We start from the raw sequence: 21,611 nt of genomic DNA, 5'->3' as shown, positions 1-21,611 counted from the left end.
TGAACTAGTAAGACATAAACTTCTGAAGATGGTCGCTCTTTTAGCGGCCTTTTTTGTTCTAGATCTTCAGTACCCGCAATAACTCGGGGTAAAAACTCGCGCCGTTGTTGTTCCGCAGAATTCGGAAGAATGTTAGTGAAACGTGGACACCTACTTAAATTTTTCTTCCTTCTCGGTCAATACTCTCAATTCCGGATTTATCGCTAGTTAGTTCATCTTTGAATAGTTCCAATTGTTCTGTATAGATGAGCTTACTTAACCAGCGCCTAAAGCTCTAAATACCGAGATTTGCGCAATAATGATCTCGTACACACCGCGTTTTGCCGCCAGTTCAGCTTGCAATAACTTAAGTTCAGCATCAATTAATTCACGCAAGGGCGACGCGCCAAACTCGTATTGTACCTTGGCGATCCGCGCCGACTCTCGTGAATCGCTCAGCGCGGAGTCCAATAACGGTTGACGGTCTCGAGCGGCTTTTTGATTTGCGAGCGCCGCATTCAGGTCTTCCAGCGCGAACAACACACTGTTTTCATACTCAGCAAACGCGGCCTGTGAGCGGTGCTCAGCTGCATTTATCCGCTGTTTCCCCAGCACGAGGTTGCTCAATGACCAAGACAAGGTGGGCCCAAATGAAAATTGTAACGCGTTGTCTTCAAACAATTGTTCCGACTGCTGTGCTGAATAACCTACCGAACCTACAAGTGACACTTGTGGAAACATCGATGATACGGCCAAACCGACTTCACTGACCGAGCTAGCTAATTTGCGCTCAGCTGCCCGTATGCTCGGCTGGCGACGAATCAGCTCTGATAACTCACCAATAGGCAGCGCGTGATTGATATAAGAAGCCGTACTGATCGAAGCTAGCCCTTGCTGCAAAGCGCCTGGCGCGCGGCCTGTCAATACCGCTAATCGCGCTTGGGTTTGTGAGATAGACGCGTCAATAGGCGGCATAGCGGCCTGGCTCGATTGGAGCTGAGCTCGTGCATTGAGAACATCGACTTCAATACCTCGACCGTACTCCAGCAATACTTCGGCAATCCTGAGACTTTCTTTCTGTAAACCAATATTGCGTTGCAGCGTATCACGTTCGGATAACAGCGATTGGAGTTGGAAATAGTTGCTTGCTACGTCGCCGATTACCATTAATTGCAAACCGCGCAGTTGCATCAATTGAGCTTCATAGTTGCTCTTGGAAATTTCGATCTGTCGCGACAACCTACCAAATAGATCCAAATCCCATTGCGGCGCAAAACTGACCGAGTACAGCTCGGTATCACTAAACGCTTCAGATTGACCGACGGCCGCTGCCGATTGTCTAGACTCGGTGGCGGACGCGCTTATTTGGTCTGCGGGGATTCGGTCTAATCTTGCGAGTCTCAGATTTGCGCGGGACGCCTTAACATTCGAGCTGAGTGCCTTTAAATCTCGATTGTGTTGTAAGGCTTGGCTAACCAACTCCGATAGGCGGTCATCGTGAAACGCTGTCCACCATTCGGTTAGCACCTTTTCGCTATTTTGATAATCAGCCACCAACACGCCGTCGGATAACAGGGACTCAGTATCAGGCGTTGAATGGTGCGGGCCAAATGTTGCGCAGCCACTAACGACAAGGCTTAGGCCAAGCCACCCAGTAAGACGAATTAGCGTTTTCATACATCCCCCTGCAGTTTATGCGCATTTCGCTGTGTGTTTTTTTGCTCCCGAACTAAGGCAAAATGATCCAGCATGCTGCCCAGTGCCGGCACCAGTAGCATCTGGATAAAGGTACCGATTAACACCCCAAAGGCAATGCTTGCCGCCATTGGAATCAAGAATTGTGCTTGAACGCTTTGCTCGAGCATCAACGGCCCAACCCCTAAAAAGGTAGTCAACGCGGTTAGGAAAATAGGCCTAAAACGACTCTTACCCGCTTCAATCCAAGCCAACCTTGACTCCACACCCTGAGAGCGCATTTCATTGGCAAAGTCGACTTGTACCAGCGCGCCATTAATCACCACACCAGCCAAACCCACGATACCAAATATGCTCAACAAGCCCATGTACAGGTCCATCACCAAGTGGCCCAGTACCGCGCCGACCAAGCCGAATGGAATCGCCAACATCACAACTATCGGCTGCGAATAAGACCTAAATGGTATCGCCAGTAAGATGAATATCGCTAACAAGGCAAGAATGAAGTTTCGACCTAACACGGACCCCACATCACCCATTTCTCTTGCTTCGCCACCAAACTCAAAGCGCACATCTGGCACCGCCTCTTCAATCTTTGGAAGAATGGTTTCGGTTAAAACTCCATTCGCCTGCTGACCGCTAATTATTGCATTATCAACATCGGCCGTAATCGTAATTAAACGCCGGCCATTGCGTCGATTGATAGTCGACGGACTCAGTGTCTCGGTCACATTTGCGACCTGCGACAGAGGAATAAATTCACCACTGCTAGCTTGAATACGATAATCGAATAGATCGCTGATATGACTGCGCTCAGACTCAGGTAAGCGGACGTACACTCGAACCTCATCACGCCCACGTTGCACCCTAAGCGCTTCGTCACCAAAAAATGCGCCACGCACCTGCAACGCTAACGATTGCAAACTAAGGCCGTAACGACGAGCTTCGTCTTTTAGCTCTATTTTAAACTCGCGCTTACCGGCATCGAAGTCATTCCTGACGTCAAACACGCCACCAATAGAATTTAACCCAGCCTCAGTCTGGCGAATCGCTTCTCGCAAACTTGAATCGGTATCCGCTGAAACCTCAACTTGCACAGCCGCCCCAAGCGACACCAAGCTGGATGCCACACTAATCTTTGCCTGACTTCGAAGCGGTGCTAGAGCTTTGCGCCACCGAGTTTCAAACTCCGATGACGAAAAATCACGATCTTCTGGCGCGGCAAGCTGAATGACCACTGAGCCTTGATTGGATTTTGCGGCGTTTAATCCGCCAGATCCCGGCGGTCCACCGACTTCTTCTTGAGTCCCAACCAGCACCAACTGCCCCAACATGAGTTCTTCAACCGTTTGCTTGTCAGTTGCCATGTCGCGCGCCACGTCTAATCCAAGCTGTTCAACCTCTGCGATTAATTGCTCGGTTCGCTGTAGCGACGTCCCTTCTGCCATTTCAACCGAGGCTGTGACGTAGTTGCCCTCAATCTGTGGAAAGAAAGAAAATTTAATGTAACCGTTGGCGAGAATACCAATACTCAACACCAGCACGGTGACCGCACCAGTTATGGTCACAAACCAGTGCTTAGTGGTGAAATCTAAGACACGTTCGAGCGGCCCTTCAATAAAGCGTTTGAGCGCGCCATCCACCTTGTCTCTGGTTTTAGCAAAGAAGCGAAACACCACGTTACTAGGTGGCTCTTTGACGTTGATATGCGACAAATGATGCGGCAAAATTAATAGCGACTCGATCAAAGAAAGACCAAGTAGAATAATAACCACCGCCGGAATATCAGTGAGAAACTTGCCTAAAATTCCTGGCAACAATAACAAGGGGACGAATGCGGCCACAGTGGTTGAGACAGCGAATATGACAGGCGCGGCAACTCGACTGGCGCCTTTGACCGCTGCCTCCATTGGCGGCGTGCCTCGTTCGGCTTCAGCAAAAATGTTTTCACCGGTGACAATCGCGTCATCCACAACGATGCCGATCGCTAAGATAAACCCGAACATAGAGAGCGAGTTTATCGATAAGCCCAGCAGCGACATGGGAATAAACGCGGCGGTGAATGACACGCCAATTCCAGCTGACACCCAAAACGCCAGCCGCAGATCCAGAAACAATGTTAACGCCAGCGCGACCAGCAATATCCCGAGAATTGCGTTCTTCACCAACAGGTCAATACGCTGATCCAACTCAACCGCATCGTTACGCCAAATCACTACCTCAACACTGTCTGGCAAGCTCGGCTTTAGTTTTTGATCAATATACGTTTCAGCGCTGTCGATCACATCTAACACGCGCTCGTCACCGACCCGAAACACATCTAAAAAGACCGCAGGTTGACCATTAAATTCAGCGAATTGAGTGCGCTTTTGAAACCCATCGACGACACGCGCGATATCACGAACTCGAATGATCCCATCACTGGGTGATGAGCTAACTATAATTTCTTCAAAGTCTTGACGGGTTAGATTCCGGCCAACCGTGCGAATCAATATATTCTCTTTCGCGGTGTCGATATCCCCGCCAGGTAGTTCCAGACTTTCGAGTCTAATCGCAGTTGAGAGATCAGCTAAGGTGAGATTATAGGCGCGCAAACTATCTCGCGATACTTCAATCGAAATTTCGTAGTCCCGAGCGCGCTTGACTTCGATCAAGGAAATGTTGTCCTCAAGAACTAAATCATCTTTTATGCGATACGCCAATTCCTTTAGCGCGGCTTCAGGCAAGGAGCCACTGATCGCAATTTCAGCGACACGGGTTTTACCGCTGACTTGCGAGACAATCGGCTCCTCAGCGTCATCCGGAAACACCGTTATCCGATCAACTTCCGACTTAACATCATTCAGTGCTCGACCAATGTCAGCTGTGCGTGAAAACTCTAACTTAACAAGCCCTACTCCCTCTGCCGCGCTTGCGGTGACTTCCTTAACTCCCTCAACACCATTGAGTTGCTGCTCAAGTGGCTGAATAATCGATTTTTCGATCTCGTCCGGCGAAGCACCAACATAGGGCACTTCGACTTGGATTATCTCCAGCGTGAATTCTGGGAAAGCCTCTTGCGAGGTATTTGACATACTGATAAGGCCACCGATCAACAAAAAACCCATCAACAGGTTTGAAGCAACAGGATGGCGTGCAAACCATTCGATAATACTGTTCATTACTGTTGCTCAGTGGGCAGGTCTGGGTTGACATCGGCCGCGCCGGGTTGATCGGTCAACTGGGTCGGTGTTTGGTTGCGGCTTGGTGTAAGTGGCTCATCAGTAGCTGAAGGCTCTTGCACCGCTGAGGGCTCTTCTATCGCTGAGGGCTCTTCTGCATTTAAAGGCTCTTCTGCCGGAACGCTTGAGCTTGGTTCATGGTTGCGAATCTGCACCTGGTTTCCAGGCAATACACCGCCGATGTCTGACCCTAATACATACAGTTGGCCATCGCTCTCAATCGCCGGTTGTATAAATGCCGTCTCTTGCTGATTGCTAAGTGTTCTAGCACTAGCGGACTGCACTTCACCGAAGCCCTGAGAGTCTACCTGCACAAACCAGATGGTATTGTCTGAGCGCACGCTATCACGACTCACTTTAATATATTGCCCAAAGTCACGCGTTTGGATAAACGCTTGCGCGAACATACTAGGCAACAACGGCGGCGCTTCAACATCCGTTTCTTGCAGTGCTAGACCGCGAGCTTCAGGCGCATCGACGCGCACAATCACGTCGATCGTGCGCGAAGCACTGTCTAAGCCTGCTTCGACCCGATCAACCACCGCCGGCCAATAAAAACGAGTTCCGCCAAACTCAGACTCAACCCTTGCGGCGATGTGCGCGGTTTCAGCGTTAAATAAACCCTCGAGAAGAACCGCGTCTGACTCAGCCAAAGCCACTGAGAGTTCGAAAGCCTCGGTTGAGTAAATGTCGGCAAATTGAACACCCGGTGCTAACACATCACCTATACTGACACGTTCGCTGACCACACGGCCATTAAATGGTGCGCGAATAACGCTCCTGCTCAGATCAGTTTGAGCACTTTTTAGACTCGCCTCAAATTGCACGACCCGAGCTTGAGCGGCGCCTAAAGCGGCTTGTCGTTGATCTAACTCCTCTTGCGCGGCGGCTTTTAGCTCTACCAATTTTTTAGACCTCGCCAATTGTGCCTCAGCAAGCACCAGATCAGCCTTGGCGCTGGCTAACTGCGCATTCAATTCGGCTACACGAGCCGACAAACTGACAGGGTTAATGGTTAATAAGGCATCGCCGGCGTTAAAATAGGCGCCCGACTTAAAGCTATCGCTCAGCTCAACCACCTCGCCCGAGACCTGAGCTTGAAGTTTCACGGTCGCAACCGGCACGACTCGACCACTGGCTGAAATCTCAAAATGACCGCTCCGCCACACCAAAGGCTCGGCGTCTATCACCGGCGTTCGGGCCTCAATCGGCGTCAGCTGCGGCTCGCTCTTGAGCACCGTCAGCAAAAACAGCGTAATCGCGCCAAAACCAACTATCGCCAAGCAAACCAGTAGCCAGCGTTTACGTTCACTATCAATATGAAAATTCATTAGGACCCTTATTGTGACAATAGTTTTTGAATATTTGAGAACACAACTCGTTTGATCTGTGCGACTTCCTCAGGCCCAAATGAACTAATATTTAGTGCCATTTTGGCGCTCATACGGCTTACTCTGAACACCAATACTTGGCCAAATATGGTCTGCGCAATAATGGCATTCTCGAGCGTTTTGTCGGGTTCGCTGCGAACAATCGCCACCAACTTTGCGACCAAATCATGAAATGGGTTTTTGCTCAGCCAATGATCTCGCGCATCCTCACCCAACTGAAATTGAGTAACAAATCGAGCCCAGCGCTTAGTCTCAACTGAATCTGGAAGCATGATTTGCATCATGTTTTCTACAATACTCAGAAGGTGATTCATGGCTTCACCAGCATCCAAGCTCTGTGTGTTAAGGAACTCTTCAGCAGCCGTGGCAGGCGCATGACTATGCTCAATAATTTGCGCACCTATATAGTCAGCCACGGCGCAGTACAGGCCGTCTTTGCTTCCAAAATGGTAGCTAATAGAAGACACGTTCATGCCAGCAGAGTCACTGATTTGACGAATCGAAACACCATCGAAGCCATGTTGGCCGAACATATCCAGCGCTGCTTGAAGTAGCTTCTCTCGTGCGAGTTCACCAACACCGGGTCCAGCCTTTTTTTCGGTCACGCGTTTAACTCCAATCTCAATCATGTGTGTATTTCGCGAACCATACGCTCTCTTAATAATTAAATCAATCGTTTGATTTAATTATTAAGAGAGCAACGAAAGATTCTTCGCTTCTTTGCGAGTGACTAGCACTAAGATTTTGGTAACCACAAGCTTATGTGTGGAAGTTCAGAACACGTCGTCAGGCAAGCATGTTCCGACAAATACTATCAACGAATCCCATCGACGGTTATTCATCGCCAGCTGCTAGGCTGAGGTAACTATATCTACGACCGTAGCGCGTCATGCGAGGCATTCGATCGTCTTGAATCTGGAAATTGCGGCCTAAAATCCCATCCCTGCTATTTAAGCATCGATTCTACCCAAATCAGCTCGATTAATCTCGCCCGCAAAGTTGGGACTGGTGACGTTTTCTGATGCCACGCTTATGATGGGTGTTGTGATGAATACCTCCCACCCTCTTTGACAACTGAACGTTGTTTCAAGAGGATGGGAGGTCTATCAAAACAAAAGGTATTCATCATGAGTAATATTACATTAATAGGCATTGATATTGCCAAGTCTGTTTTTCAGCTTTGTGGCCTTAACAAAGCACGCAAGGTTCAATTCAACAAAAAAGTCACAAGAGCGAAGTTTATTGATGCCGTGAGGCAACACCCAAATGCGCTGTTGGTTATGGAAGCGTGTGGAGGTTCTCACCACTGGGCCCGCACGTTCACCGATATGGGGTTTACGGTCAGGCTGGTGCCAGCCCAACACGTAAAAGCCTTCAGCCGAGGCAATAAGACGGATGCTACCGATGCCCTCGCTATTGCTGAGACGGAGTTTCGTCCAAATTTGTATGACGTACAACATAAAACGGTTGAACAACAAGACGTTCAAACATTATTGCGGATACGTTCACGTATCAAAGACCAACGCCGCGACAATGCAAACCAGGTTCGTGGGTTATTAGCCGAGTATGGGTGTGTCATGCCAAAACAGATTCGCAACTTAGAACGATACTTGCCAGCTTGATAGAGCAGTACCCTGTTGCAAAGGCATTGACCTGCATTAAGGGCATCGGCCCGATAACCGCACCTGCGCTTTATGCGAGTATTGGTAAGGGCGTGCAGTTCAAAAATGCGCGGCAACTTGCCGCGTGGTTAGGGCTCGTACCACAACAAACGGGAACGGGTGGAAGAGTACGTCTGGGGCCAATTAGCAAACGCGGTGATACGTATCTTCGTATGCTGCTCATCCATGGGGCTCGTGTTGTGATGCGCTGGGCTAATCAACTTAATGACCCCTTGAGTCATTGGGCAGTACAGCTCGCTGAACGACGTGGTAAGCATAAAGCTATTGTTGGCATCGCCAATAAAACAGCCAGAATGGTTTGGGTTGTTTTGCATAAAGGGCCTGATTCATTGCCGGTTCATTATCGAACGGCGTAGAGCAGAGCCATTAAACAAACCATCAACGATTAAACAAAAAACCAACCGAACGTTGCTTGAGTAGGTAACACTGAGAAAGACTGATCGAACCTGTTTGTAACTGAAATGGACAGAGGCTTATCCATAGCCGTGTGGGTGTTAAGTCAAACAGGTAGCGAATCGCAATGAGGCCGGCCATGATATCCAATGGTCAACATGGCCGGATATATGTCTGCAATCGTCACTCTCATTAAAAGCCTGCTTGACGACCAGGGAGGTATTCATATATGTCCTTTTATATAGCGCCAGCAAGTACTTCATACTTTTATGACGCGAGATATTCGATTCCTTAAAGGTTATTTGCAATTATTGTCAAGTTAGGTGAGCCATAGTTTTCGACAGGGTTGCCGACGAAGTGGTTACCCATAATAATGACACGATCGCAACCACTCCCAATATAAACCGACTTACCTCTTAGATCTTTAAAGTAGTTGCCCTGGATACTAGCACGACCACTAACTAGACTTATAGCGGCAACACCAGTCCATCCATTAAAGTGGCAATTACTGACCCTTAAAGGCCCAGGCTCGACTCCAGGATTTGTTCCCGCAAAAGAAATAATATTAGTCGCAAAATCACCCCAAAAATTACCATTGGTAATTGTAAACGGACCTCTATATTGAGCATTCTGTGGTTGAGTGATTGCAATGCGAGTCGTCGCACCGTAAAAACTGCTGCATGCAATGTTTACGTTAGATAACGTAACGCCCTGTGTTGCAATATAATCTGCTTCTATTCCAATATTCGCTGCATCAATATTCAGGTTAGTAAACTGTCCATTTGTTCCTTGACCACCGAGCGCACCAAGATAATACGTTTGACCACTCCCATTAGTTTTTTCAGCTTCCTTATCAAACTTAACTCCAATCTTATAGCCGAAACAAAAAAAGTTATTGACTATTTGCCAGTCACTCTTTCTAAGCCACAAAGCAACACCATTGTTTGCGATGTATCCGTTCACACCACTTGAAGGCTCGGCTGCCCAAAAAGGCCAAAAATGAACATCTTCTATTCGACCAGTATCCTGACAATTATCGATATAGATTCCAACACTGATTGGGCGTCCGTAGACTCTTTGGATTAAATGCCGCCCAATCCTATACTTACCGAAATCGATACCTTTAAAAGAATTAACAAGCAGAACATCAATAACTGACAAATTGTCACATGATTGATTTTGAGGTGTTCCCCCACGAATAGTATATGAGTAATTGACGGGGTTAGTTTTGCTCTGGCCCGGGTAATATATAATTAAACCTTTAACTGTAGCATTATGATGAGCTAAGCTGATAAATGCTTCATCAACACCTTCTGTATAGGATGAAGCAACCAATGTTGTACCTTGTGGAAGTTCATTTTCTGCCGTCGTGAATGATGCTTTCCAGTTTGGCGGCATCTCGAACACACCTCTTAGTGTCACATTTCTTGGCACCTCGATAGCATCAAGAAGATAGTAACCCGTAGGAACAAAGACTATACCCCCTCCTAAAGAACCAGCATCATCTAGTGCCGATTGAAAAGCAACAGTATCGTTGGCGACACCGTCACCTACGGCGCTATAAGGGGCTTCTGTGACATTAATGCAGTTGTTTGATAGAGATGTAGAAGCATCTGCAGATGTTATTGCCATACTTGCAAGTGCGCCCCCTCCCAAAGCCAGCGATCCACTAATAAAATCTCTTCGTTTGCTCATGTCTCGTTCACTCATTTATCTTTTCTCCTTATAGATGATGTTTACCACTGATTAATTTAGTTAAGGAAACCCTATGAAATAATAGCCAGGTTGAGTCTAATGCCTTTTGTCTCCCTACCCAATAGATCACTTAGAGTGTGTTGCGCCCATTTCAAGCTTCTATCTAAAATCTCTCTCGGCACCGTAGATCGAGCCCCAGATATTCACCCTACGCCTGATTATAAGCCGCCAAAAATTCGTCAAAGCTCAGTGTGTCGCTTTGTTCTAATTCGGCCTGTTTGCGTAATGAGGTTTCTGCCATTTCGTTTAGCGTTTGATCAAAATCTACATTCGCGGCGAGTTCACTAAATTGCTGAGCAAACTGGTCTGCCTGGTCACGGGCAATTTCTAGGAACTCTTCGCCATTTTGAATTCGTTGCATGACTTGGCCGGATGGCGTGAGTGCCACGTTTTCGACTTTGGCTAGTTGCTCCTGCACTGCGGTACTGTGTAGATCGGCACCGTGTGCTTGGTCTAGCTTTCCGGCAATCTCCTGCACGGCCGACAGTAATTCGGTTGCCGCCTGTTTGAACGGAATCTCGTGATCGCCCCAGCGCAGGGTTAGGTCGGGGTTGCGCCCTTCCAGAATCACTTTGGTTTGATTGTCGCGAATTTCAGGGCAGCAACTATCACTAACTTCAGGACACTGTGAGAACAGACAATACAGCAGGAATGCATCCATAAAACGCATCTGCGAGGCAGAGATACCAACTCGGGTGAACGGATTGATGTCCAGAATACGGACTTCGATGTATTCCACGCCACGATCGCGTAATGCAGCGATGGGCTTTTCTCCGGAATGCGTGACGCGCTTAGGGCGAATATCGCTGTAATATTCATTCTCGATTTGCAGCACATTGGTGTTTAACTGACGATATTCACCATCAACCTTAACGCCAATCTTTTCGTACGGCGGATACTTTTGGTGTATCGCTTCGCCCAGGGTTTTTACGTACTCCGGCAGTGACGAATATGACACGTGCAAATCCTGCTGCGCGGTGTTTTGGTAACCCAAATCACTCATGCGGAGTGAGGTTGCGTACGGCAATCCGAATGTGCGCTCACCAAATTTCTGAAGATGCGTTTCACGCCCATTCAGGAAACTTTGATCGAGTACGGGTGAGGCACCAAACAGGTAATGCAGAATCCATGAGTATCGGCGGAAGTTACGAATCAGCGAAAAATACTGGGCTGATTTAAAGTCTTGCAACGATTCCGAAGAGGTCAGAGACTGGGCCTGCATCTTTTGTTGATAAGCCTGCCAAAAACTATCGGGCAGTGAGAAGTTATAATGAATCCCCGCGATGGACTGCATGATTCGCCCGTAGCGCACAGCTAAACCCTGACGGTACACATGCTTCAAGCGGCCAATATTCGACGTGCCATAATCGGCGATGGGAATACTCTCATCACCATTCAGGCTACACGGCATGCTCACCGGCCAAATCACCTGCTGCCCAATATTCTGCAACGTGAGCTTATGCAGCCGATCCAAATACTCAATCGTGTTGTCGATGCTTGTACTGGTTGGGGTTATAAACTCGAGCAGGGCTTCGGAGTAATCGGTGGTGATACTGTCGTGCGTCAAGGTGGAGCCCAGCGCACGCGGATGGCCGTCTTGTGCCACGGTATTGTCAGGTGTGACTCGCAGGCCTTCTTTTTCTACCCCGCGCACGATACTTTTCAGGTTTAAAGCCAACTCGGGATCAATTAACGCCAACGTCGACGTGCATTTGGTATCAAGCATAAGTCAATTTACAGGCCTTACCTGTCACAGTCGTGGCACACCAGTTGGCACCGCCACAGTTCAATTCATTTTGAGTGGCGGAATCATAACTTGAATCCACCACGACGTGCTGCTTTCTGGTATTGCTTATTGGCCAGCTTAAACAGCAGGTTCGGAAAAAATCGTTTCAACCACAGCGCCTGCATTTCCATGCCTCTACCGACCGGGATTTCGAGCTTTCCCTTACGCATTCCGCGTAGGATTTGTTCGGCGCACTCCGTGGCCGACATGCCACCACGAATGTCTGTATCCAGCTGACCAAACTTAGAACCATCACCGACCACGGCATTCGCGGAAATATTGGTTTGGATATACCCTGGCACAATGGTGGTGACGCGAATATTCTGGTCGTGTACTTCCGTGCGCAGCGCGTCGAAAAAGCCCATCATGGCGTGTTTAGCTGCGGAATACCCGGTTCGAAATGGCGCGCCTATTTTTCCTGCTACCGAGGCAGTTACAGCGATATGGCCTTGTCCTTGCTCAAGCATGACCGGCAATACCGCCTTTGTAAGCTCCATTTGTCCAAACACGTCGACATCGAAGATGGTTCGATAAGTCGACATTTCGGTATCCAAACAACGAGAGCGCTGTGAGATACCGGCGTTATTAATGAGCAAATCAACGCGGCCAAAATGCGCCATAACGTCTTTCAGTGCGCTGTCTATCTGCGAAGAGTCGGTCACATCTAGCAGCACCACGACACTGTTTTCTGGCTTGCCGCTCAGTTGATCGCACTTGGCTTTGACGGCTTCCAAGGTGTCTTGATTGCGCGCCGACAAAACCAAGCGCGCGCCCTCGTTGGCAAACGCGAGCGCCAGCGCTTCGCCAATACCCGATGATGCGCCCGTGATCCAAATCACAGCGTCCTTAAATTCAGATATATTCGGCATGCTGTCCCCTACGATTATTGTTGGTTTTGGTGGTCGCTGGATTGCGTGTCGGTACCACGCTGCGACTCTATTTCTACAGTGTCATCAATTGCGGCTTCCAGCCCAGCTCCTCGACGCAACTCCACCACATAAGGCCCGAGAATGCTCGCCACGAACACGATTGGAATGCCAAATATTAGGGTGAACTGCCAATAGTCCTGTGCCTCAGAATCCATCAACGCGTTCACCGTAAAGAGCCCAACACACAATAAACTCCCGATCCACCAGCGACTGGTAAGCAAATACGCCACCAAGCTCACAACGAACGCGACAATAAATAACAGAGCAAAAATCATAGGTCGATCATAGCATTGATGTCGACCCTAAACGCAATACGAACCATGCGTGGTATTACAGAATGTAGCGCGCGTAATCTTCGTCGTCAGCCAACTCGTCAAGATGATCGTTTACATATTGCTTATCAATTGAAACGGTATCGCCGGAACGATCACTGGCCTCAAATGACACCGTTTCCAGCAATCGTTCAAGCATGGTGTGGAGTCGCCGAGCACCGATATTCTCGGTGTTCTCATTAACCTGCCAAGCTAGCTCTGCAATCCGCTCAATCCCGTCATCGGTAAAGCTCAAAGTGACGTTTTCAGTCGCCATCAGCGCCTGATACTGCTCGGTCAAAGAGGCGTCTGGCTCGGTTAGAATACGCTTGAAATCCTCAACCGTGAGCGCCGACAACTCAACCCGAATCGGCATACGACCCTGTAGTTCCGGAATCAGATCAGAGGGTTTTGAGAGCTGAAATGCGCCCGAACCAATAAACAGAATGTGATCCGTTTTAATCATGCCGTGCTTGGTTGACACCGTGGTGCCCTCCACCAACGGCAATAGATCGCGTTGCACGCCCTCACGCGAGACATCTGGGCTTTTACCCCCTTCTGAGCGACCAACAATTTTGTCGATTTCATCAATAAATACAATGCCGTGATTCTCTAAACGCTGAATCGCAGCATGCTTAATATCTTCGTCGTTAACCAGCTTACTGGCTTCTTCTTCGGTTAACACCTTCAGCGCTTCTTTGATCGGCATTTTGCGCGCTTGTTTTTTCTCTGCGCCCATGTTTTTCATCATGCCTTGCAACTGACTGGTGAGCTCCTCCATGCCTTGCGGGCCAAAGATCTCGACGCCCATGTTGTTGGCCGAGACTTCCACTTCGATCTCTCGGTCGTCCAACTCACCTTCACGAAGTTTTTTGCGGAAGCGTTGGCGTGCTGCGCCATCAGAAGGCTCCGCACCGGAGGCTGGATTAAAACCAACGTCACGTGCTGGTGGCAGAAGAATATCCAAAACTCGGTCTTCCGCCGCGTCTTCCGCACGGCGTTGCATTTTCTTCATTTCGGCTTCGCGCTGACGCTTGATCGCGATATCCGCCAGATCACGAATGATCGAATCGACCTCACGACCGACGTAACCAACCTCAGTGAATTTAGTCGCCTCGACTTTCAAAAACGGTGCATCGGCCAGATTAGCCAGCCGTCGTGCGATCTCAGTTTTGCCCACACCCGTGGGGCCGATCATCAGGATATTTTTTGGTGTGATTTCTGCGCGCAAACTGGCGTCTTGAACCTGAGTACGACGCCAGCGATTACGCAAAGCAATCGCCACCGAACGTTTTGCATTGGCCTGGCCGATGATGTGTTTATCCAGCTCCTGAACGATTTCACGTGGGGTCATTTCGCTCATACTAAAACTCCAGTTCTTCAATAGTCAGGTTGTGGTTAGTGTAAACACAGATATCCGCGGCAATGTTTAAAGACGCTTCCACGATCTCGCGGGCATCTAGATCCGAATGCTGGGTTAGCGCACGCGCTGCAGATTCGGCGAACGAGCCACCGGAACCAATGGCCATTACGCCGCCTTCGGGCTCAATCACGTCCCCATTGCCGGAAATCACATATGAGGCGTCTTTGTCAGCAACGCAGAGCAATGCTTCGAGGCGACGTAGCATACGATCCGTACGCCACTCTTTAGCCAGCTCCACAGCCGCTTTAGTCAGAATACCCTGATGTTTTGCCAGTTTGGCGTCAAACAATTCAAACAAGGTAAACGCATCGGCGGTGCTACCCGCAAAACCGGCAATCACGTTGCCTTTGTGCAAACGACGCACTTTGCGCGCGTTACCCTTCATAACCGTGTTCCCCATGGAAACCTGGCCGTCACCGCCGATAACCACAGTATTACCTCGGCGAACCGACAGTATGGTGGTGCCTCTGATCTCAGGCATTGGTGCCTCCGATATTAAATTTCATTAGGACTATGTTGAGATGGTTTCGCCAGTTTCAAGCATAAAAGGAAACAATCTCTTACAGAACGAGCTGTTTGCCGCAACCCTATTTGATGATTTTTAAATGCGAAGCGCTACGCTTAGATTTTTGTTTTGGCTCTAACTTAGTTGGCGCAGAGACTTTACGCTTGGGTGGCGTTGGTTCCGGGTCAGGTTCTAAGCCGTCTTCGCTGTCTTCAAAAAAGATACCCTGCGAGTTTTCACGCGCGAAGATTGCAAGAATCGAATCAATGGGCAAAAAGATATCCTGTTCCACGCCACTGAACCGCGCAGAAAAACTCAAACATTCGTTATCCATAACGTGGAGTTGGATGGCCGAGGAGCTGATGTTTAATACAATTTGCCCATCGACCACATGCGCTTCAGGCACCTCGACGCCGTCGGCATTGGCATTCACCAACACCTGTGGCGTAAAACCATTGTCTTCTGCCCAATCAAAGATTGCGCGCAATAGATACGGTTTAGTCGAGGTCATGTTGTTTAGATGCTGGATTAGAATCCGCGCAGATCGCGCTCGTTGTCACTCATGCTGTCCTGAAACGCCTGACGCGCAAACAACCGCTCAGCGTATTCATCCACTGCCTGTGCTTGTTTTGGCAGCATGATGTTCAATACCGGCAGACGCCACAGCATCGGCGCTAGAATTACATCAACCAACGAGTACTCTTCACCCATTGCAAACTCTTGCTCTGCGAACAATGGCGAAATTGCGATAAAGCCATCACGAATTAACTTGAGTGCTTCCTTGTTCTTAGGATCGGCTTGGAGTGCTTTGAATGAACCCAGCCAGTCACGGTTCAGACGCATGATCATTAAACGTTGTTTTGCACGCGACACGGGGTCAACTGGCATCAACGGCGGATGCGGGAAACGCTCGTCCAGATACTCGTTAATGATATATGGGTCGTACAACACCAGATCACGATCCACCAAGGTCGGTGTTTCGTTGTAGGGGTTAAATTCTGCCAGTTCCTGGCATGGGTCAGACGGATCGGTGTAAACAACTTCACACTCAATGTCTTTCTCACGAACGACAATCCGGCAGGCATGACTCAGCACGCAGTCAGTCCCAGAATACAGCGTCATAATTGAACGTCTGGTTGCGAGTGTACTCATGATAGTTTTCCTATGTAATAAATGGACAGTGTGAGCGCGCGGCCATAGGCCAGAAAAGGCGCTCTAAAATGATCAAACCTAAATGGACAAAACGCGGCACAGGCTTCCCCATGCCGCGTTTTTTCTCATTCATCTGGAGCGACTTAATGTATGTCGCGCCAGTATTCTTTCTTCAACAACACGCACAGCAACAGCAAAATAATCAAGAAGCCCAAGGTGTAAACACCAATGGTTTTGCGCTTTAGTTGCGCTGGCTCGGCAAGATAGACTAAAAATGCGGTCAAATCTGCGATCGCCTTATCAAACTCGGCAGGCGTCATTTTGCCTGGGTGCTGCAACTCGAAAATTGCATCACCGACCAGCTTTTGACCGGCACCCAATGAAATTTCCTCACCATGCTCGCCGTGTACATCAACGCCTCTTTTGACCAGACGTTGCACGCCTTGCAATTCGTACATCGCATGTGGCATCGCAACGTTCGCAAACAGCGAGTTGTTCCAGCCGCTGGGAGTCGATTCGTCCTGATAGAACGCACGCAAGTAAGTGTATACCCAGTCTGGCTTACGAACGCGCGAGACCAGAGAAAGATCCGGTGGCGCAACACCAAACCACTCTTTGGCGTCTTCCGCTGGCATTGTGGTCTTCATCAGATCACCCGGCTTCTCGGTGGTGAACATCAGATTGTCCTTCAATTGATACAACGGAATATCCAGGTCTTCGGCAACGCGCTCATACCGAGAGTACTGCGCGCTGTGACAAGCCAAACAATAGTTCATGAACAATTTTGCACCGTTTTGCAATGCTGCCTTGTCAGACATATTGATATAAACCTTGTCTTTCACTTCATTGCCGCCGCCAGCGGCCAGTGTTGCCGAACTCAGCGTAAGACTCGCAGTCAGCGACATCAACAGAATCGTAATTTTCTTCATTATTGAATCCTCGCTTAGTGCGCGTCGTACGTGACACGGTCTGGTTCTGGTTTGGTCTGACCAATGCTGGTGAACCAAGGCATTAGGATGAAGAACGCAAAGTAGATGCAGGTACAAACCTGCGCCATAATTGTTTTCACCGGTGTCGGCGCGTTCATACCCAAGTAACCCAGAATGAAGAACGCGATCAAAAACAATGTCAGAGCCACTTTGAATGGCCAGCTACGATAGCGTATGGATTTCACTGGCGAACGATCCAACCATGGCAGCAAGAAAAAGCACACGATCGCGGAACCCATCAGAATGACGCCCCAGGCTTTACCACTCGAGTTCATGAATACAAACCACGCGATGGCACCGACAACAACAAAGCCGATCTTGTACTTTAGATCCACTTTAGCGAAAGCCGCCGCTAAAATTGCAATTGCTACGCTCGACCAAGCAAAGAACACCAATAGGGTTTCTGTACTCGCACGTAGAATTGAGTAGAACGGCGTGAAATACCATAACGGTACAATGTCGGGTGGCGTTTGTAGCGGGTTGGCCGGTGCAAAGTTATCCTTCTCGAGGAAAATACCGCCCAAGTCCGGCCAGAAGAACACAATACCCAGATACACCATAAAGAATCCACACACGCCAATCAGATCTTTAATCACGATATGTGGGAAGAACGGTACGCCATCAACCGGCTTGCCGTTTTCATCCAGATTTTCGAAGATGTCGATACCGTCCGGATTATTGGAGCCAACGTGGTGCAATGCCACCAAGTGCAGAAACACCAAGGCAACCAAAATCAACGGCAACAGAATCACGTGAAACGCGAAGAATCGGTTCAAAGTCGCGTCTGAAATAACAAAGTCACCACGAATCCATTCGGTCAAAATGGGACCAAAATACGGTATTACATCAAATAGAGAGATAATGACCTGTGCGCCCCAGTAAGACATATTGCCCCACGGCAACAGGTATCCCATGAAGGCTTCAGCCATCAAGGCCACGAAAATGACGCAACCGATAAGCCAGACTAATTCACGCGGCTCACGGTGCGATCCATAGATAATACCGCGAAACATATGCAGGTAGACCACCACGAAGAACATGGAGGCGCCGGTGGAATGAAGGTACCGCACCAACCATCCATAGGGTACATCTCGCATGATGTACTCGACGGACGCAAACGCCAACTGCGCATCCGGCTTATAGTGCATGGTCAGGAAGATCCCGGTTAAAAGTTGAATCACCAGCACCAAAATTGCCAATGAGCCAAAGTAATACCAGAAATTAAAGTTTTTCGCCGCCCAGTATTCAGCTAGGTGCTCGTTCCAAACTTTGGTCGCCGGAAAACGATCATCCACCCATTGCATAAATGCGTTAGCGCTCTTGTGGTTGTCATGACGATGAATAGCCATTACGCGTTCCTCCCGCCGTCTTCACCAATGGTAATTATGTCGTCCGCAATCGCAAATGGCGGTACGGACATATTAGTCGTCGCAGGTACGTTTTTATACACTCGGCCTGCCAAGTCGAATTTTGAACCGTGACAAGGACAGAAAAAGCCACCTTGCGAATCTGGCCCCATTTGTGGATCAGGTCCTATTGCCAATTTCTCTACAGGAGAACAGCCGAGGTGTGTGCAGACCGCTTCCATGACCAGCAACGCTGGCGAGGACTGGTCTGATCGAGAATTGTTTTGCGCATAAACAGGTTGGCTGCTGGACAGCGAATCAGGATCAGCCAGCTTGTCGACAACCTTATCCAGGCCGGCCATCATTTCGTCGCTGCGCTTGAGCAGGACCACAGGTTTGCCACGCCATTCGACCTTGACCATCTGACCAGATTGAATTTTGGATAAATCGTGCTGAACAGGTGCACCGGCATTTTTAGCCCGCTCACTTGGCGTCATACTGAGTACAAATGGGGTTACCGCAAACGCGCCACCTACTGCACCAAAGCCTGCCGTGATTCCAGTCAGGAATCGACGCCTTTTCTTATCTTCAACGCTCATGCCCTCGGCATTTGCGCTGCTAACCTGGTTGTCAGCCATATGAGCTCCTAAAATCGTCCAACCCTAATGAAGTCGGAATTATTCGCTTAGTTAATGTTATTTTGCGCAACCTGCACCGAACTACACAATAAAAACAACAAGTTGCACGCTGAATTTTGACCTAAGTTTTCAACCTGATCGAAACCAGCATTTGGTTTCAATTTATTGGGTCGCGATTGTACCAGATGTGTCAAGTGTTTTGCGGGTTTGATCGCGACTATTGCGCGTTTTTAGCCAAGCAAGGCGCGCATCGCCGCCAAATGGGTCTGCCCCACTTCTTCCTGACGCTCCGGATCTTTGGCCAGCTTTTCTTCCCAAATAATGTGTTGCTCGTCCAATTCATCGAGGAATCGACTGGGCGTGCACTCAATCACTTCGCCGTAACGTTTGCGCTGGTTGGCGTACGACAACACCAATTCACGCTGTGCGCGCGTTATCCCGACGTAGAAAAGCCGGCGTTCTTCTTCGACCATATCTTCCTCGATACTAGTACGGTGCGGCAGAATCTCCTCTTCCAGACCGACAATCGTCACATGCGGGAACTCCAGCCCTTTCGAGGCATGCAATGTCATAAGAGAAACCACGTTGTCGTTAGTATCGTCTTCGTTTTTTTCCAAAATCCCCATCAGGCTGACAACAGACACCACATCCACCAGCTTTCTGTCTTCCCCCTTGCTGGCGATCGACTTAACCCAGCCCAACAGGTCTTCGATATTACGCCAACGCATTTCAGCCTGCTCTGGGCTGGCACTTTGCTTCACGATCCAATCCTGGTATTCGATATCGCTCAACAAATCATTGATCAACCCAACTGGCGAGTCCGTTTCAGCCCGTTGAATCATGCCATCGAGCCAATGCTCAAACTGGCGCAGCGGCGCTTGACGTGAAGCGGACAAATGACTGTGCAGTGCGGCCCGTTGAATCGCTTCATACAAGCTGCATTTTTCCTGTCGCGCAGTTTCTGCCAGCGCTTCAAGCGTTCCCGAACCAATGCCGCGCCGGGGCGTGTTGATGGCGCGAACAAACGCATTATCATCCAGCGGGTTGGTCACCAGCCGCAAATAGGCCATCACATCTTTGATTTCAGAACGGTCGAAAAACGAGAGTCCACCGCTTAAATAATATGGAATATGCATTTCACGCAGCTTCTGCTCCAGCATGCGCGACTGATGATTACCGCGGTACAAAATGGCGTAATCACTATACGGACGCTGATTCTGAAAGCGGTGCTGCATGAGTCCAGCCACCACTTTCTCTGCTTCGCGCTCGTCGTTTTCCGCATGCATGACGGTGATCGGTTCACCAAACCCCAGGTCGCTCCACAATTGCTTCTCAAACGGGCGCGGATTGTTCTGAATCACATGGTTCGCCAGCGCGAGAATTCGACCCATTGAGCGGTAATTTTGCTCCAGTTTCACCAACTCCAGATCGGGAAAATCGGTTTTAAGCTGCAACAAGTTTTCAGGTTGAGCACCACGCCATGCGTAGATCGACTGATCGTCATCGCCTACTGCCGTCAAACCACAGCCCTTCGAGCCAGCCACCAAGGTTTTTACTAGGCGATATTGGGCTGCATTGGTGTCCTGATATTCATCCACCAGCAAAAACTGCACGCGCCCTTGCCATTTAATACGCACATTATCGAACTTGCGGATCAACTCATTCGGCAAGTACAGCAGGTCGTCCAGATCGACCGCATTACAGGCCACCAAATACCGCTCATACTCGGTATAGACCTTGGCTGCCGCGACCTCGGTCGGGCTTGTCATCGCCAATTGCATCGCCTGATCCGGAGACACCAACTCATTCTTCCAACTGGAAATTTGATTGCGGACACGCTCCACTAAGCCATCGTCGTCCAAATCCGCTTTCAGCAACTCACGAACCACAAATACGGAGTCCGCCGGGTCGAAAATTGAGAACCCAGGTTTGCGTCCTGACGCATCGACCTCTTCACGCAAAATCGCCATGCCGAGACTATGAAATGTGGAGATCGTCAGCCCTTTAACTGCGTCCTTACCGAGCAGTTCAGTGATCCGCTCCTTCATCTCGCGGGCGGCCTTATTGGTAAAGGTAACCGCGTATATGTTACGAGGATCAACCGCCATCTGAGATAACAGCCAGGCAATTTTGTACGTGATTACGCGCGTTTTACCACTGCCCGCACCGGCGAGCACCAGCATAGGTCGCCCGCACTCTTTGACCGCTGCACGTTGCTGAGGGTTAAGTTGTTCAAACAATGGCGGCCTCGCGCGATCAAAAACAAAAAGGGTTACAATCAGGGGTTGGATTTTACGGACAATCTCGGCACGCGCCTAGCCCTTTATGCACCTTGGTAAACAGTAAATTTTTGTCACAGTTTTGACACCCTTTGGTAACACGCACGCCACACTCTGTGCTTGAGTCGGGACAGTAA

At 49.2% G+C, this 21,611-nt stretch carries 16 protein-coding genes and 1 pseudogene; 1 reads left to right on the top strand and 16 read right to left on the bottom strand.

Annotated elements, in window-relative coordinates; genetic code table 11:
* Positions 1-255: 255 nt before the first annotated feature.
* Genes IE055_RS10570 through IE055_RS10555 form a run of 4 tightly spaced genes read right to left on the bottom strand, consistent with a single transcriptional unit; the run spans position 256 to position 6,891 of the window.
* On the bottom strand, positions 256-1,656 hold the full coding sequence (locus tag IE055_RS10570) for an efflux transporter outer membrane subunit (protein WP_189400623.1): 1,401 nt from the start codon (positions 1,654-1,656) through the stop codon (positions 256-258).
* The gene (locus tag IE055_RS10565) at positions 1,653-4,835 is read right to left on the bottom strand and encodes an efflux RND transporter permease subunit (RefSeq protein ID WP_189400622.1); all 3,183 of its coding nucleotides are present in this window, start codon (positions 4,833-4,835) and stop codon (positions 1,653-1,655) included. Before IE055_RS10565 ends, IE055_RS10570 begins: the two co-directional genes overlap by 4 nt.
* A complete protein-coding gene (locus tag IE055_RS10560; RefSeq protein ID WP_189400620.1) occupies positions 4,835-6,226 on the bottom strand; it encodes an efflux RND transporter periplasmic adaptor subunit in 1,392 nt (463 codons plus the stop codon). Before IE055_RS10560 ends, IE055_RS10565 begins: the two co-directional genes overlap by 1 nt.
* An 8-nt stretch (positions 6,227-6,234) precedes the next feature.
* Complete coding sequence (locus IE055_RS10555; RefSeq protein WP_189400618.1) at positions 6,235-6,891, bottom strand: CerR family C-terminal domain-containing protein; 657 nt, start codon at positions 6,889-6,891, stop codon at positions 6,235-6,237.
* A gap of 522 nt (positions 6,892-7,413) precedes the next feature.
* On the opposite strand from IE055_RS10555, the pseudogene IE055_RS10550 reads away from it, so the two are divergent.
* Positions 7,414-8,324: pseudogene (locus IE055_RS10550) on the top strand (IS110 family RNA-guided transposase).
* A 328-nt stretch (positions 8,325-8,652) separates the two neighbouring features.
* On the opposite strand, the gene IE055_RS10545 reads toward IE055_RS10550, so the two are convergent.
* The 12 genes from IE055_RS10545 to IE055_RS10490 all read right to left on the bottom strand — a co-directional run bounded on the left by IE055_RS10545 (position 8,653) and on the right by IE055_RS10490 (position 21,435).
* Positions 8,653-10,071, bottom strand: coding sequence for a glycosyl hydrolase family 28-related protein (locus IE055_RS10545; RefSeq protein WP_189400616.1), 1,419 nt, complete (start codon positions 10,069-10,071; stop codon positions 8,653-8,655).
* Between the two features lie 193 nt (positions 10,072-10,264).
* On the bottom strand, positions 10,265-11,842 hold the full coding sequence (gene gshA, locus IE055_RS10540; RefSeq protein ID WP_189400614.1) for a glutamate--cysteine ligase: 1,578 nt from the start codon (positions 11,840-11,842) through the stop codon (positions 10,265-10,267).
* An 83-nt stretch (positions 11,843-11,925) separates the two neighbouring features.
* Positions 11,926-12,771, bottom strand: coding sequence for an SDR family oxidoreductase (locus tag IE055_RS10535; protein ID WP_189400613.1), 846 nt, complete (start codon positions 12,769-12,771; stop codon positions 11,926-11,928).
* 14 nt (positions 12,772-12,785) lie between these two features.
* Positions 12,786-13,106 carry a hypothetical protein gene (locus tag IE055_RS10530; protein ID WP_189400612.1) on the bottom strand — a complete coding sequence of 107 codons (321 nt, stop codon included), beginning with the start codon at positions 13,104-13,106 and terminating at the stop codon, positions 12,786-12,788.
* A 55-nt stretch (positions 13,107-13,161) separates the two neighbouring features.
* Positions 13,162-14,505, bottom strand: coding sequence for an ATP-dependent protease ATPase subunit HslU (gene hslU / locus IE055_RS10525; RefSeq protein ID WP_189400610.1), 1,344 nt, complete (start codon positions 14,503-14,505; stop codon positions 13,162-13,164).
* A 1-nt stretch (position 14,506) separates the two neighbouring features.
* Positions 14,507-15,046: an ATP-dependent protease subunit HslV gene (hslV, locus tag IE055_RS10520; RefSeq protein ID WP_189400608.1), complete on the bottom strand. Its 540-nt coding sequence runs from the start codon at positions 15,044-15,046 to the stop codon at positions 14,507-14,509.
* Positions 15,047-15,152: 106 nt separating this feature from the next.
* On the bottom strand, positions 15,153-15,581 hold the full coding sequence (locus IE055_RS10515; protein ID WP_189400607.1) for a ClpXP protease specificity-enhancing factor: 429 nt from the start codon (positions 15,579-15,581) through the stop codon (positions 15,153-15,155).
* Between the two features lie 17 nt (positions 15,582-15,598).
* A complete protein-coding gene (locus IE055_RS10510) occupies positions 15,599-16,222 on the bottom strand; it encodes a glutathione S-transferase N-terminal domain-containing protein (RefSeq protein ID WP_189400605.1) in 624 nt (207 codons plus the stop codon).
* 143 nt (positions 16,223-16,365) lie between these two features.
* Complete coding sequence (locus IE055_RS10505; protein WP_189400603.1) at positions 16,366-17,151, bottom strand: cytochrome c1; 786 nt, start codon at positions 17,149-17,151, stop codon at positions 16,366-16,368.
* A 14-nt stretch (positions 17,152-17,165) separates the two neighbouring features.
* The gene (locus tag IE055_RS10500) at positions 17,166-18,560 is read right to left on the bottom strand and encodes a cytochrome b (protein ID WP_229794247.1); all 1,395 of its coding nucleotides are present in this window, start codon (positions 18,558-18,560) and stop codon (positions 17,166-17,168) included.
* Positions 18,560-19,156 (bottom strand): ubiquinol-cytochrome c reductase iron-sulfur subunit, encoded by a 597-nt coding sequence (gene petA, locus IE055_RS10495; RefSeq protein WP_189401205.1) that lies wholly within the window; start codon positions 19,154-19,156, stop codon positions 18,560-18,562. Before petA ends, IE055_RS10500 begins: the two co-directional genes overlap by 1 nt.
* Positions 19,157-19,425: 269 nt before the next feature.
* Positions 19,426-21,435 carry a UvrD-helicase domain-containing protein gene (locus IE055_RS10490; protein WP_189400601.1) on the bottom strand — a complete coding sequence of 670 codons (2,010 nt, stop codon included), beginning with the start codon at positions 21,433-21,435 and terminating at the stop codon, positions 19,426-19,428.
* Positions 21,436-21,611: the final 176 nt, after the last annotated feature.

Source organism: Arenicella chitinivorans (genome assembly GCF_014651515.1).
In the GTDB taxonomy this organism is placed as follows: Bacteria; Pseudomonadota; Gammaproteobacteria; order Arenicellales; family Arenicellaceae; genus Arenicella; species Arenicella chitinivorans.
The sequence above is the reverse complement of the archived record's forward strand: the minus strand, read 5'-3'. Positions and strand labels throughout refer to the sequence as shown.

Bases quoted from the DNA above. Each gene is read 5' to 3' on its own strand.
- IE055_RS10570 (WP_189400623.1), bottom strand. From the start codon at position 1,656: ATGAAAACGCTAATTCGTCTTACTGGGTGGCTTGGCCTAAGCCTTGTC.
- IE055_RS10565 (WP_189400622.1), bottom strand. From the start codon at position 4,835: ATGAACAGTATTATCGAATGGTTTGCACGCCATCCTGTTGCTTCAAAC.
- IE055_RS10560 (WP_189400620.1), bottom strand. From the start codon at position 6,226: ATGAATTTTCATATTGATAGTGAACGTAAACGCTGGCTACTGGTTTGC.
- IE055_RS10545 (WP_189400616.1), bottom strand. From the start codon at position 10,071: ATGAGTGAACGAGACATGAGCAAACGAAGAGATTTTATTAGTGGATCG.
- gshA (WP_189400614.1), bottom strand. From the start codon at position 11,842: ATGCTTGATACCAAATGCACGTCGACGTTGGCGTTAATTGATCCCGAG.
- IE055_RS10535 (WP_189400613.1), bottom strand. From the start codon at position 12,771: ATGCCGAATATATCTGAATTTAAGGACGCTGTGATTTGGATCACGGGC.
- IE055_RS10530 (WP_189400612.1), bottom strand. From the start codon at position 13,106: ATGATTTTTGCTCTGTTATTTATTGTCGCGTTCGTTGTGAGCTTGGTG.
- hslU (WP_189400610.1), bottom strand. From the start codon at position 14,505: ATGAGCGAAATGACCCCACGTGAAATCGTTCAGGAGCTGGATAAACAC.
- hslV (WP_189400608.1), bottom strand. From the start codon at position 15,046: ATGCCTGAGATCAGAGGCACCACCATACTGTCGGTTCGCCGAGGTAAT.
- IE055_RS10515 (WP_189400607.1), bottom strand. From the start codon at position 15,581: ATGACCTCGACTAAACCGTATCTATTGCGCGCAATCTTTGATTGGGCA.
- IE055_RS10510 (WP_189400605.1), bottom strand. From the start codon at position 16,222: ATGAGTACACTCGCAACCAGACGTTCAATTATGACGCTGTATTCTGGG.
- IE055_RS10505 (WP_189400603.1), bottom strand. From the start codon at position 17,151: ATGAAGAAAATTACGATTCTGTTGATGTCGCTGACTGCGAGTCTTACG.
- IE055_RS10500 (WP_229794247.1), bottom strand. From the start codon at position 18,560: ATGGCTATTCATCGTCATGACAACCACAAGAGCGCTAACGCATTTATG.
- petA (WP_189401205.1), bottom strand. From the start codon at position 19,156: ATGAGCGTTGAAGATAAGAAAAGGCGTCGATTCCTGACTGGAATCACG.